12 protein-coding genes are annotated in these 12,880 nt (G+C 62.3%); 8 read left to right on the top strand and 4 right to left on the bottom strand.

The annotated features are described in order from the left end of the window. Positions 1–2 precede the first annotated feature (2 nt). Genes W911_RS16315 through dmeF form a run of 3 tightly spaced genes read left to right on the top strand, consistent with a single transcriptional unit; the run spans position 3 to position 3,373 of the window. The gene (locus W911_RS16315; RefSeq protein WP_023788648.1) at positions 3–1,247 is read left to right on the top strand and encodes an MFS transporter; all 1,245 of its coding nucleotides are present in this window, start codon (positions 3–5) and stop codon (positions 1,245–1,247) included. A 1-nt stretch (position 1,248) separates the two neighbouring features. Next, complete coding sequence (locus tag W911_RS16310; RefSeq protein ID WP_244438549.1) at positions 1,249–2,424, top strand: FAD-dependent monooxygenase; 1,176 nt, start codon at positions 1,249–1,251, stop codon at positions 2,422–2,424. Next, positions 2,390–3,373 carry a CDF family Co(II)/Ni(II) efflux transporter DmeF gene (dmeF, locus tag W911_RS16305; protein WP_341872098.1) on the top strand — a complete coding sequence of 328 codons (984 nt, stop codon included), beginning with the start codon at positions 2,390–2,392 and terminating at the stop codon, positions 3,371–3,373. The genes W911_RS16310 and dmeF overlap by 35 nt, the downstream gene beginning before the upstream one ends. A 178-nt stretch (positions 3,374–3,551) precedes the next feature. On the opposite strand, the gene W911_RS16300 is transcribed toward dmeF, so the two are convergent. Beyond that, the gene (locus W911_RS16300) at positions 3,552–3,917 is read right to left on the bottom strand and encodes a winged helix-turn-helix transcriptional regulator (protein ID WP_023788645.1); all 366 of its coding nucleotides are present in this window, start codon (positions 3,915–3,917) and stop codon (positions 3,552–3,554) included. Between the two features lie 107 nt (positions 3,918–4,024). On the opposite strand from W911_RS16300, the gene W911_RS16295 reads away from it, so the two are divergent. Then, entirely contained in the window at positions 4,025–5,029 is a 1,005-nt protein-coding gene (locus tag W911_RS16295; protein WP_023788644.1) for a zinc-dependent alcohol dehydrogenase family protein, read from the top strand. 382 nt (positions 5,030–5,411) lie between these two features. Here the strand turns inward: W911_RS16295 and W911_RS16290 are convergent, their stop codons facing one another. After that, on the bottom strand, positions 5,412–6,125 hold the full coding sequence (locus W911_RS16290; RefSeq protein ID WP_158412881.1) for a VTT domain-containing protein: 714 nt from the start codon (positions 6,123–6,125) through the stop codon (positions 5,412–5,414). Positions 6,126–6,210: 85 nt separating this feature from the next. Between W911_RS16290 and W911_RS17580 the strand changes: the two genes are divergently transcribed. From W911_RS17580 to W911_RS16275, 3 genes are all read left to right on the top strand, one after another. Beyond that, positions 6,211–7,071, top strand: a complete 861-nt coding sequence (locus W911_RS17580) for an AraC family transcriptional regulator (RefSeq protein WP_051388573.1) — start codon at positions 6,211–6,213, stop codon at positions 7,069–7,071. A 298-nt stretch (positions 7,072–7,369) separates the two neighbouring features. Further along, positions 7,370–10,141 carry an autotransporter outer membrane beta-barrel domain-containing protein gene (locus tag W911_RS17575; RefSeq protein ID WP_158412880.1) on the top strand — a complete coding sequence of 924 codons (2,772 nt, stop codon included), beginning with the start codon at positions 7,370–7,372 and terminating at the stop codon, positions 10,139–10,141. Positions 10,142–10,618: 477 nt separating this feature from the next. Then, positions 10,619–11,413 carry a hypothetical protein gene (locus tag W911_RS16275; protein WP_023788639.1) on the top strand — a complete coding sequence of 265 codons (795 nt, stop codon included), beginning with the start codon at positions 10,619–10,621 and terminating at the stop codon, positions 11,411–11,413. A 24-nt stretch (positions 11,414–11,437) separates the two neighbouring features. Here the strand turns inward: W911_RS16275 and W911_RS16270 are convergent, their stop codons facing one another. Continuing rightward, entirely contained in the window at positions 11,438–11,803 is a 366-nt protein-coding gene (locus tag W911_RS16270; protein ID WP_144083634.1) for a hypothetical protein, read from the bottom strand. Positions 11,804–12,050: 247 nt separating this feature from the next. Here W911_RS16270 and W911_RS18405 point away from each other — a divergent pair, with 247 nt between their 5' ends. Next, entirely contained in the window at positions 12,051–12,200 is a 150-nt protein-coding gene (locus tag W911_RS18405) for a hypothetical protein (RefSeq protein WP_023788637.1), read from the top strand. A 14-nt stretch (positions 12,201–12,214) separates the two neighbouring features. Here the strand turns inward: W911_RS18405 and W911_RS17960 are convergent, their stop codons facing one another. Beyond that, a complete protein-coding gene (locus W911_RS17960; protein ID WP_144083633.1) occupies positions 12,215–12,871 on the bottom strand; it encodes a hypothetical protein in 657 nt (218 codons plus the stop codon). Positions 12,872–12,880: the final 9 nt, after the last annotated feature.

The raw sequence follows: 12,880 nt of genomic DNA, 5'->3' as shown, positions 1-12,880 counted from the left end.
GTATGGCTATTACCGATGTCGGACGCGACGATGAAGCGAAGGTCCTGAGCTTCCCTCGCATCTTCCTCGCCATCGGCGGGATCTATGTGGCGCAGAGCCTGGTATCGGGCCTGACGTTTCAATCGCTTCCCGCGATCCTGCGCCATGCCGGGCTGCCTCTTGAGCAGATCGGCCTGCTCTCGCTCGGCTTGCTGCCGTGGGCGCTGAAGTTCCTTTGGGCGCCGTGGATCGAGCGCTTCCGGATCGGATCGCCCAATGGGTCGCGTGCGATTGTCGCTGTGGGGCAGATCGTCGTCACGGTGGCGCTGCTATCCCTCGCGATTGTTCCGCTGAGCGATTTTCCGATGCTCTTGGCGGTTCTTCTGGTTGCCGCGGCAGCGGCGGCGACGATCGATATCGCCTGCGACGGATTTGCCGTCGACCAGCTTGCCGAGAACCGGCGCGGTTGGGGAAACACCGCCCAGGTTGGCGGCTCCTACCTGGGCTTCATGCTGGGGGGAGGTGCCTATCTGTGGGGCGTGGCGCACGTCGGATTTCCGAAGGCAACTCTGTGGCTCGCCGCGAGCCTGGTGATCCTGAGCCTCCCGTTCGTTCTTCTTGCACGCGATCGGAGGACGGCCCGAGCCCACGCACCGCACATCCCTTCGCTCCGGTTCGCGCTCGTGCGGCCCGAGGTCCGGATCGGGATCCTGCTCGTCCTGATTGGCGGGATTGGTCCTCGCGTGGCCGCGAGCCTTACCGGACCGTTCCTGATCGACCGGGGTGTCGATCTCGGCGTCGTAGGCATCCTCAACGGGACGGCCTCTCTGACGGCGGGGCTGGCGGGAACGGTTGTCGGCGGCGCACTCGTCCACTGGCTCGGCGCCCGCCTCGCTGCCATCGCCGCACTCGGCCTGGACGTGCTGGCCCTCGGCGCTTTGTTTCTCGTGAGCTTCGTCGTCGCGCCGTCTCTTCCGGTTCTGGTCGCCGCTCTCCTCGCCCTGACCACTGCCATGGCGATCGGCTTCGTGGCGCTCTATGCGCTGCTGATGGGAGCGTCTTCGCCCCGCCAGGCCGGTGTCGATTTCACGCTGTTTCAATGCGCCGACGCAACGACGGCAACCATCTCCGGGCTTGCCGGCGGCGTGCTGGCGGCATCGCTCGGCTATTCGGCGGTGTTCGGCCTCGCAGGCGCGATCGCAGCCGCTGTCGCACTCGCCGCCGTCCAACTGACGCGACGCATTGCGAATGTCAATCACGGAGCATGACGTGCAAAAGAAAGCCTTGATCGTCGGAGCTGGCGTTGCGGGCCTTTCTGCCGCCTGGTGGTTGAAAAAAATCGGTTGGCACCCGGTGCTCATCGAGCGCGCGCCGGACCTGCGCAGCGCCGGCCACATGCTGGGCCTTTCCGGGCCAGGGTTCGAGATCGCGCAGCGCATGGGGATCGGACCTCAACTCGATGCCGCCGCCTGCACCGTCAACGAGAACATCTATCGCGACCGCAAAGGACGTGAGCTCCTGCGTCTGCGCTATCGCGAGGTCCTCAAGGATCTTTCCTATGTCGCGCTTCGCCGCACAGATCTTGTCCAAGCGCTTCGGGACGCGTTGCCGGCCGATCTCGATATCCGGTTCGGCGCGGTCGTCGAGAGCATCGACGACGGAGGCGAGGAAATCGCTCTGCGCCTCGCGGACGGCACGGAGATGGCCGGTGATCTTGTGATCGGCGCGGATGGGCTCAGATCCTGGATGAGGAGAACCTGCTTCGGACCCGACGAGGCTTTCTTCAAAGAGCTCGGCTATCGCTTCGCCACCTATGATCTTGAGGACGTGATTGGCCTCGGCAGCGACTTCCTCTCCTACACGGAGCCGGGGCACGTCGCCGAATACTATACGCTCCACGACGGGCGTCTCGCCGCGCTGCATGTCTGGCGAACCGAGGAGACCGGCTTGGTTCCTCCCGAGGCGCGCTGGGAAATGCTGCACCACGTCTCGCGCAACACACATCCGAGCGCCCGGCGGATTTTGGAAGTTGCCGAGCGCGGCCCGGTGCCGCTAATCGACAATCTGACGATGGTCGACATGCCGTCCTGGTCGAAGGGGCGGGTGGTGTTGCTCGGAGATGCCGCCCACTGCTTGACGCTGATCTCGGGACAGGGAGCCGGCATGTCGATCGCGTCGGCTTCGATCTTGGCGCAGGAACTCGCCGAGCGCCCGCTCGCCGACGCGCTCGCCCGTCACGATCAGCGGCTTCGCCCTTCCATTCTCAAGCTGCAGGAGAGAAGCCGCAAGATGGGCTCTCTCTTCATCCCTGCGACACCGCTATCGTTTCACGTGCGAAATTTCATCCTGCGGCATATGCCGCGCGATTGGCTCTCCCGCTATTTTTTGAATGCCGTACAGTCTGAGATCCTTGTCTCTCAGGACATCGTCCAGTCGAAGATTTGAGTCACGGGAGGTCCTTGTTTTGCACACCCATTCGCTCGACCTCTGGCGTCATTCGCACGTCTTTCTCGGCTCAGAACACCACGGCAACGAGCGCCGCGTATGGTTGGTGGTTGCGCTCACGACCGTCACGATGGTGGCGGAGATCGTTGCCGGCAGCATGTTTGGCAGCGTCGCCTTGACGGCCGACGGATGGCATATGGGAACACATGCCGCCGCCCTTTCGATCAGCGGCTTAGCCTACGCGTTCGCACGGCACCAAGCGGGCAATCCGCGCTATTCGTTCGGCACTGGCAAATTCGGCGAGCTGGCAGGGTATACGAGCGCGGTTCTGCTTGCGCTGGCCGCAATAGGCATCGCGTATCAGGCGTTCGGTCGCTTTCTCGATCCGGTAGAGATCCACTATGCTGAAGCTATGCTGGTGGCGGTCGTCGGCTTAGTCGTGAACCTCGCCAGCGCATGGTTGCTCGGCCATGATCATGCCCACCATCCTGGCGATGCCGAGGGACATGTGCACTCCCATCCGCATCACGCCGACGGAAATCGTCGCGCCGCATTCGCTCACGTGATCGCCGATGCGCTGACGTCCGCCCTCGCGATCTTCGCTTTGCTGGCGGCAAGCCTGTTTGGATGGGCATGGATCGATCCGCTTGTCGGCGTCATCGGGGCCGCTCTCATCGCGGTATGGTCGTTTGCTCTCATCCGCGCCACGGCTTCGGTTCTGCTTGACGCGATGCCGAGCGACGAGATTGCGCGCGCTGTACGCACCGAGATCGAGCGGGGAGACGACCGTGTCGTTGATCTGCACCTTTGGCAACTCGGTCCCGGTCACCTCGGCGCAATCGTTTCAATCGTGTCCCACACTCCGCAGCCTGTTTCCGAGTACCGATCCCGATTGGAGAAGATTCGAGGCTTGTCGCATATTACGGTCGAAGTGCAGCAGTGCGGTTAAGTACCTCTCCGGCCGCTCGGCGGCCGTGCGCAGCAGCGTCTTTAGCTTCGAGAACGCCGGATCGATGGGATTGAGGCCGGACAAGCAGGGCGGCAGCCATATTCGGCCACCATGGCATGCGCCCTCGGGCGGGCGCGCGCATTGGCATCGCGCACGTGACTTACAGCTTGTCGATGGATCACTGAGCTGCTGTCTCAGATTTCTGGAACAGGTCCATATTGGCTTCCCCCCAAGCTGAGAGGGAGAGAAGGATCGGGATGAATGTCCGGCCCCGATCGGACAAGCTGTATTCGACCTTGGGTGGCACCTGAGCGTAGACGACGCGATTGATCAGTCCGTCGGCTTCCAATTCCCGCAATTGATTGGTCAGCGTCCGCTGCGTGACCCCAGACATCAAGCGCATCAACTCGTTGAAGCGAACCTCGCCTCTTTCGTGAAGATACCAAAGCGCAACGCTTTTCCACTTTCCATCGATCAGGCTGATCGCGGCCTCTACCGCACAGCCGGGATTGCTATCCAAACTGGTATGGCGCCGCTTGACCATGGCAGTATCCTTTTGTGCACTTAGTGTAATTTTTGTGCGTATTACCGAAACAACATATACGCGCTATCTAGATCTTACCAATACATGGATTGAGAAAAGGTGAGATCATGACCAACTCAATGAAAGCGATCGTCCTCAGCAAATTCGGTGGCTTCGACGCTTTCGAGTTGCGCGATGTTGCCGTACCGGCTGTCGGACCTCGGCAGGTCCGGGTGCGCGTCCACGCCACCGCCATCAATCCTCTGGACTATCAGATCCGTCGTGGCGACTACGCCGACTACGTGCCGCTCCCCGCCATCACCGGTCACGACATTTCCGGCGTCGTGGAAGAGAGGGGGGCGAATGTCACCGAGGTCGACATAGGCGACGAGGTTTACTACACGCCCAAAATCTTCGGCGGCCCCGGCTCATACGCGGAGCAGCACGTGGCCGACGTCGAGCTCGTCGCTCGCAAGCCGCGCAACATCAACCACCTGGAGGCCGCCAGTCTGACGCTGGTTGGCGGCACGGTCTGGGAAGCTTTGGTGAGCCGCGCCCAGCTTGCCGTTCACGAGACCGTTCTGATCCATGGTGGCGCGGGCGGTGTGGGTACGATAGCGATTCAGCTTGCCAAGGCGATGGGTGCGCGGGTCATCACGACGGCGCGCGGCAGCAACCATGACTTCGTACGTTCGCTCGGAGCGGACGAGGTCATCGACCACACCTCCGATGACTATGTCTCAGCCGTGGCGGACCTGACTCGGGGGCAAGGGGTAAACGTCGTCTTCGATACCATCGGCGGCGATACCCTGGCGAGAAGCCCGCTGGCTCTCGCGGATGCCGGACGGGTGGTCAGCATCGTCGACATCGCGCAACCGCAGAACCTGATCGAGGCTTGGGGAAAGAACGCCGCCTACCATTTCGTATTCACCCGCCAGAACCGGGGCAAACTCGATGCGCTGACAAACCTTGTCGAACGCGGCCTGATCAAGCCGGTGATCGGCGCGGTGCTTCCCTTGGCTCGCATGGGCGAAGCGCATGAACTGCTCGAAGGCGGGGGCTCCCGTGGACTTCGAGGTAAGGTGGCGATCGACGTTGTGGACCAGACTGTCGAGCTTCCCACGCCGCGATAGATACATCGATAAGGCAGCGGTATTTCCCCGCGCGGGAGAGCGATGGTGGTGTCGGCAAACAGGTGATTTGCGTCACGTTGGAAGCCATGGCGCAATGCCGACACGAAGAGGAGGTGGCCGCTTCCGCGGTGAGTCCGTTTGCCTGCGGCCACCATCAGGTTCGGCGAGAGGCTTTACGTTTATGATGGAAACGATGCCTCCCCCTCACCCGGCGCGTCATGGCGGAGCCATGCTTCGCATGGCTGGGGAGAGGGACAAGGTGAGGGGGCGCAGCACGCGATTCCATCTAAGTCAGAGCGACTCTAGGTTGGCGGGTCGGACGTGCGTCTCGGCAAGTATCGACCTCAGGGCAGCGCTGTGAAGCGCGTGGTACACTCCGAAATCATTTTCTTTCACCAGCGATAAGCCGCGCGAGGACCATCGTAAGCGCTGGCAACGCCAGCGACGCGGCAACCACCAGCGCAACGCCTTCCGCCCCGCCTGGCCCCGAAACACCGATCGACGCATAAAGCGACGACACACCGATGTTGGCGAGGGTCGACACCCCAAAAACTTTTGCAAACGAAAGCCCTATCGCACCGGATGCGATGACCGACAGCTCGCCCAGGACCGGGATCGGGCGGCAAGCGGCGACGACGATGAGGCCATGGCGAGCGAGGAGATCCGAGACGTAGCCGAAATCCCGTTGCTCGCCTTCATCGTTGGAGAAATCGCGGCCCACAGTCTTGCCGATCCAATATCCCAGCACACACGCAAGGCTCAGCCCCGCGGCCCCGATGATCACGCCGGTGGCCGTTCCGAGCAGATTGCTGAGCAGCGCGATGATCAGCCCGGACGGGATCACGAGAAAGAGATCGGCGACGAGCAGAACGATGCCGATGGCTGCTATAGCCAATCGTGATCGGTCATCGGTGATCGTCTCTTCTGCGATCCGGCCGAAATCGCCGTCGAAAAGAATGTAAGGCAGCGCAGAGATCACTATAAACACTGCAATCCATGACAGATAGACGAGGAACATGCGCACCGACCGCGCGCGTCGTGCCGATTGGGGACGGGCGGGATCATCCCAGGATGAAGGATCTGACTGGTCGCTCACGGGGCGGCTCCGGCATACTTTCATCTCGCGCCCTGGCGCTCGGTAACGGCGCTACGCCACAACGTCACTGAGGCTCTTACTTGCGATGACCGAGCAATGCAAATCTCAGGCGGCCATGGACCCGCGTATCGCGAAAGCCATGCTCATGCTCGAAGAGAGGATGAGCGAAGACCTGCGGATCGAGGACATCGCAAAGATGCTCGGTTTATCGCTCCACCACTTCCATCGCCTGTTTGTGTCCGAGAGCGGAGAAACGCCCGCCGGTTATCTGCGCCGGATTCGCCTCGATTCGGCAGCGCTTCAGCTTCAATGGTCCGATCAGCCGTCCCGATCGATCGGCCATTTACGGGGCTATGCAAGCCAAGCGGCCTTTACGCGCGCGTTTCGAGATCGGTTCGGCGTGACCCCGTTGGAATATCGAAAGGCCTTTAGGCGGCAGCAGCGATGCCATTGCGACACGATCGGCGCGTTCGAAATATCGGTTCGGGAGGTCGAAAGCTTCTTGGTTCTTTCCAGGCGGTTTATCGGGGACATCTCTTCGATCCCGCAGTACTGGGAGAGATTCCTTGAGCAATTGCCGCCAGCGCAGCTCTATCCCGCGTCCGCCGTCTACCTCGGATTGCTGCACGACGATCCTGACGTCACTCCCGAGCATCAGACGAGGTACGATTGCGCGATTACGGTTCCGCAGGATTGGCGAGATCGCGCTTCTTCAGAAAATCTCGGGCTGAACATTACGACAACCAGGGCTGGTCTTTATGCCTGTCTCGATCACGTCGGGCCGCCGGACTCCATTCCAGGGAGCTACGATCTTCTCTGCCGCACGTGGCTCCCGCGAAGCGGATATCACGCCACCGACGATCCCGCGGTCGAATTGCATTATGTGCCGCGCCATCGCCAGAACCCCCAGCAGCGCAGGTTCACGATCCTGTTGCCGATAGAATAGCAACAGTCGCCGATCAAATACCGCCGGACGTACGAATTTTTCGCGCCAATATCAAAAGCGAGCAAACCCCTTCTCGCAATTTTTGTTAGCCGGGACGTGTGCGCCGTTTTTCGGCAAGCGGCGGCTTCGAGAGTGCGAAGGGGAAGACATGGCCACGAAAATCAAACAACGGCCTGCTGGCAGCTCGGCATCCGTTTTAGATGGCCAACGATTTCTTCGGAGCCTGCGCCTAGGCACGGCTGTAGTGACGTGCCTCGCGGCCTACGCGACCCCTGATCGCGCATCGGCGCAGGTCATCGTGACAGGCGACGTCACGCCGGCTGGCGCTCAGTCGCCGGTATGGAACGTGCCCGACGGTATCGATCTCATCGTAGGCGAGGTCGCTGACGGCACGATGTCGATTATCGGAAACGCCCAAGTGCACAGTGAATACGGAATCCTGGGGCGCGCGGCAGGCGCATCGGGCAGCGTGACGATTCAAGGGCTCGGCGCGGCGTGGAACGTTGATTTCCTCACAGTAGGTTGGGAGGGCGAGGGGGTACTGACGGTGGGGCCCGATGGTACGCTGCGGACAGAAGCTGTCGCTGTAGGTTCGGATGCACCCTATCAAGGCATCGTAACAGTCGCCGGCCAAGGCGCCGCTTGGATCAGCAGCGACCGAATCACAGTCGCCTTCAACGGCGGCGAGATACGCGTCGAGAATGGAGGCAGCGTTCGGGCCTATGCTCTGGACATCGCAGATGACGATGATACGCGGGGCTTCGTAAGGGTCGATGGGCCGGGTAGCACGGTAACGATCATCACTGATCTGATAGTTGGTCGGTATGGCGCGGGTCATCTCGTCATTGCCGACGGTGGCGTTCTAACCAGTCAATTTGCGCTTATCGCGAACGAGGATGACAGCGTCGGCTCAATAATCGTATCCGGCGTTGGGTCCAGATGGCAGAACACGACCGAAATGAAAATTGGCGATTTCGGACATGGAACCATGAACGTCGACGAAGGCGGCGTCGTTGTAACGAATATCGGAATCATCGGCGACGATTCTCCGGGCATCGGCGAGGTTGAGGTCACTGGATCGGGCTCGCGTTGGGACAACAGTACGGATCTGACTGTTGGCCGCTTGGGCCGGGGCAATCTAACGGTTTCGCAAGGAGGGCACGTTTCCGCAGCCAGCGTCACGATCGCTTCCATCGCGGGCTCGACGGGCACACTCGCGATCGGCGCGGCCTTGGGCGACGCAGCCACTGCCTCGGGTACGCTCGCCGCTTCCGCGATCAGTTTCGGGGCAGGTACCGGCACATTGGCCTTCAACCACACCGACACCGGCTACGCGTTCGGCGTGGCCATTTCGGGGAGCGGCGCGATCGCGCACGCGAGCGGCGCCACGACATACACCGGAGACGGGTCTGCGTTCTCCGGACTGACCACGGTGTCCGGCGGAACGTTCAACGTCGGCAATGCGACGGGCGGCACACTCGGCGGATCGCTCAATGTCTCGGCCGGTGCGGGACTGGGCGGCATCGGCACCATCGGCAGCGGCGCCGGCAGCCTCGTCACGGTTGCCGCTGGAGGCTTCCACGCTCCGGGGAATTCGATCGGTACGCAGACCATAGATGGCAACTACGTGCTGCGCGGCACGTTCGTGGTCGAGGGCACGCCCTCGGAAACGGACCGGCTGAATGTCACGGGCGCCGCCGACATCGCGGGCGCAACTCTCGAACTCGATCTGTCTCCAGCCACGGCCGGAAGCTGGAGTCCTATCAACGGACCCTTCACCCTGATAAGCGCCGCCTCGCGGACGGGCGAGTTCGCATCCGTAGTTCACAGCCTGCTTTTTCTCGATCACGACATCGAATACCGTGCCGACGGCGTTTTGCTGACTCTCCTTCGCAACGACATCGATTTCGCGTCCGCGGCCGAAACGCCAAACCAGAACGCAGCGGCGAACGCCTTCGACCAACTGGGCGCAGGCCATCCGATCTGGGATCTTATCGCCATCATGACCGACGAAACCGACGCGCGAGCGGCGTTCGATGCGCTCTCCGGAGAGATCCATGCGTCGGCGCTCACCGCCCTCATGCAGAACAGCCATTTTGTTCGTAACGCGATGAACGACCGCCTGCGGGCTGCATTCGGAGGCGGCACGTCGTCCGCGACAACCAATACGGCTGCCATGACGCCGGCCTATAGCCTTGGTGGGCCGGGCCGCGGCACGCGTGGAGACGTGCAGACATCGCGCCCGCCACAGGGCCTCGTCGCATGGTCGACGGCGTTCGGATCATGGGGCGAGCACGATGGCGACGGAAACGCCGCAAGCCTTTCGACGCGCAACGGAGGTGTGCTCTTCGGTCTGGACGGCGACATCGCGAGCGCCCGGGCTGGCCTGTTCGGCGGCTTTAGCCGTACGGACTTCAACTCGCGTGCGCGTGCGTCGTCCGGCGAAAGCGACAACTATCATCTCGGCCTCTACGCCGGACGCATGTGGAGCGCGCTCGCGCTCCGCGCGGGGCTCGCCTATACGTGGCACGAGGTCGAGACGGACCGTACGGTGGCGTTCCCCGGCTTCAACGAGCAGATCGAAGCAAGCTACGATTCTGGCACCTTCCAAGCCTTCGGCGAACTGGGCTACCGGCTTGGCACGCGCGCGTCGTTCCTTGAACCGTTCGCAAATCTCGCGCATGTCAATCTGCGCCGCGACAGCTATGCGGAGACCGGCGGAGCGGCCGCTCTCTCCACAGCAAGCGAGACCCACGATACCACCTTCACGACGATAGGCCTGCGCGCCGAGGCCGTGGTGTGGGCCGGAGCCACGGTTGTGACGGCCCGGGGTCTCGTCGGCTGGCGGCATGCGTTTGGCGACATCGCCCCTTCGGCCACGCACGCTGCGGTCGATGCCGGACCTTTCACAGTGCTGGGCACGCCGCTCGCCGCGAACGCGGCCGTGATCGAAGCCGGGATCGACGCCGTGCTTGCGGACGATGTCACCTTCGGCGTGGCGTACCATGGGCAACTGGCGTCAGATGCGGACGAGCACGGTCTATCGGCTAAGATTGGCGTTCGCTTCTAAACGGACGGCCACGCCCTCCCGAGAGATGGGGCGTGCTCGGCAAGCAAAGCCTTCCGTGTTGAACGGCCGATCCAGCCGATCCGAGCGTTGGGCCTTGTCGTAAACCTCGTAAGCGCCTGGTTGCTCTGCCATGATCATGCCCACCATCCAGGCGATGCTCGGAGGCATGTGGCCTCCCCTGCACATGCGCATCCGCATCACGCCGACGGCAATCGTCGCGCCGCGTTTGCTTGCGTGACGCCCGATGCGCTAACGGCCGCACGCGCGATCTTCCTTTTTTGCTGGCGGCAAGCCTGTTTGGATGGGCATGGATTGATCCGCTTGTCGGCGTCATCGGGGCTTGGATAAGCTGCTGGGCGCGGGGTTCTCTGGTCGGGGCTAAGCCTGCGCGTCGATGCAACTCGTTTTCCCGTGTCGCGGCAAGTAAACTCCCGAGTAGCCGGCGAACGTGTAAGACGCGCGGCGCGGGGAGGGGCTGTGGAAGAGGAAGCGCGCAAAGGCAAAGGCTGGTACGCGACGTTCGCGCTGCTCGTCGTCGTTGCTTTCGTTGCGATCTACGCACTGACCGGCCAGGACGCGCTTGGCGCCGCAGGACGGTTTATCTGGAACGGTCTGGTCGTCGCGGCGAACGGCATCATCCGTGTTGCCGGCAGCCTGGGCCAGATGTTGGCGCGCGGCGTGGGCTGGCGCCGTCTCTCGCGCCTGACGACGGTTTTCACCGGCGTTGGGCTCGGATACGCGGCCAGCGTCATCGTCAGCGACAGCACCGTCGGCAAAGCGCGTGGCTGGCGCGGAAAACTGCAGACGGCCATCAAGATCGTCCGCGAGAAATGGCAGAACCTTCCGCTCGTCGTGAAACTGCTCGTCGTGGTCGGGCTGATCGCCAGCCAGATCTATTTGCACGTCTTCCTGGTCGTCTTTCCGATCGCGTTCCTCGTTCCGGTCGTGCGAAAACTTTGGGTCCGGGTCGCGGATGCCGTCTTCGGAAGCTGGTATTGGAAAACGTTCGGAAGCACCCATCGCTCGACCGTGTCCGCGATGAGGCGGTTGCCGTTCGTACGCCCGATCACGGAAGGTTTCCGGCTTCTTCGCTTGCGCTATCTCTATGCGTGGCGGCTGTGGCGATACCATCCGCGCTATCGCGATCCGGAAAGCAGCACGCGCCGCGTCAGCCTTGTCGAGCCGATACGATTGTGGTGGCGCGGCGAGTTGGATGGCTATGTGGGTCGCCCGCTTCTGTCGGGGCGCAAACGTGCCGTCACGCCCCCCTGACGGTGCGGAGGCGAAGCAATAGGGTTACGGGTAAGCCCGCGACGGCGCGTGAAACGCGCTTTGCAGCTTCAGCGACAGGATGTTGTCGCGACGGCCCGCGAGGGTGCAGTCCGCTTCACGCCGGTCGGCGCTGGAGTAGAGCTTGAGCGGCCCTCTGAGGAGCGCGGGCTTGATGTCGTCGTGCCAAAGCACGATCTCGGCCGTGAGAGGGGAAAGATCGCGGATCGTGCAGGGGCGCGGCATGATGAGGCCGTTGGCCCAAAGGAAGCCCTCTCTCATGCGCGGACTACGACGAAACTGCGCAGGTTCCAGCGATTGGCGATCCGTCTTTCGCTTTTCGGGCGCCTGATCCCGAGAGAGTGTCGAGACCAGTGTTTTCCAGAAGTCCATGATCGCGTCCGTCTGCAAGAGCCATCCGCGACCGACATTCGGCAAAGAGGGTGAAAAATTTCCTAATCGCGGCAGCAGACGGCAGCGCCTCTCCCTTCGCGCAAGGCCGAGACAAAACCCGCTCGTTCAGGGTAACGAATTGAAATCATGCGATCTTATTCGCATCCATTTTTCCTCGCGGAGAGCAAATGCCGGAACTATCGCGATCCCCCGGCGTTCCGAAACGAACGGACGTGGAGGACGAAGCATGGATGACCGCAAGAACATCGATCCGACCGATTCGCGTCAGGCGACGCCCCAACGGATGAACTATCGTGTGCTCACGCGGTCGCTTTTGATCGCGCTCGTCGTGGCCGCCGTTGTCTATGTCTTCTTTTATTCTCAGTCGCCGGGCTGATCGTATCGCAGATCCTAAATCGGCTCTTGTCCCAGCTCGTGTCTCTCAAGCCTGTTCGCGCCGGCTGATCGCAGAAAGTCTTCCGTAGGCTGGCCATCGCACGCGCGTCGTGCGATGAAATTCGTCCGCTCCTTCGTTAGGGCGGATCGCAGCCGCGCGGGAGTGGGATCGCCCGGCGAAGAAAGCCGGACGTGGGGACAATGGACGCGATCGACCTGCTGCTGCGCTTTGTCGGCGCGTTCTACGTTTTCGCAGCCTATGTCGCCGCGCGCGCCAGCCTGATGGCGCTTTTGATCGACCGGGCCATTGCCGCCATTGGCGGAAAGCTGCCGCCGCGTGCGGATCTTCTCAAGGGCTACTGGCTCGTTTGCGCATCCGTTCTTGTGATGATCGGCGGCGCCGCGTTGCTGTTTTTGCTCGATGTGGCCGTGTGGGCCTTCCTCGCGTCCTCGATCGGCCAAGCCGTCTATCTCTTCTATGCCGCGCCGAGATACTTCGATGTCGAGGAACCGCCGGACGAGACGGGCCGCCGCCAAACGTTCAATGCGTTCGTCATTTATCTTCTCGCCACGGCCGTCGTCGTATGGGCGGCCGCAACTGGCCGCCTCGCGGGCATCGCGGAGGTGTCTTGGCCGGTCGTCGTGATACCCGCCACGATGGTCGTGGCGCACGTGGTCTAC

It is taken from the genome of Hyphomicrobium nitrativorans NL23 (assembly GCF_000503895.1).
In the GTDB taxonomy this organism is placed as follows: domain Bacteria; phylum Pseudomonadota; class Alphaproteobacteria; order Rhizobiales; family Hyphomicrobiaceae; genus Hyphomicrobium_C; species Hyphomicrobium_C nitrativorans.
The sequence above is the reverse complement of the archived record's forward strand: the minus strand, read 5'-3'. Positions and strand labels throughout refer to the sequence as shown.

Excerpts from the sequence above, each read along its gene's own strand:
- W911_RS16315 (WP_023788648.1), top strand. The coding sequence starts at position 3 with ATGGCTATTACCGATGTCGGACGCGACGATGAAGCGAAGGTCCTGAGC.
- W911_RS16300 (WP_023788645.1), bottom strand. The coding sequence starts at position 3,917 with ATGGTCAAGCGGCGCCATACCAGTTTGGATAGCAATCCCGGCTGTGCG.
- W911_RS16295 (WP_023788644.1), top strand. The coding sequence starts at position 4,025 with ATGACCAACTCAATGAAAGCGATCGTCCTCAGCAAATTCGGTGGCTTC.
- W911_RS17580 (WP_051388573.1), top strand. The coding sequence starts at position 6,211 with ATGACCGAGCAATGCAAATCTCAGGCGGCCATGGACCCGCGTATCGCG.
- W911_RS16270 (WP_144083634.1), bottom strand. The coding sequence starts at position 11,803 with ATGGACTTCTGGAAAACACTGGTCTCGACACTCTCTCGGGATCAGGCG.
- W911_RS18405 (WP_023788637.1), top strand. The coding sequence starts at position 12,051 with ATGGATGACCGCAAGAACATCGATCCGACCGATTCGCGTCAGGCGACG.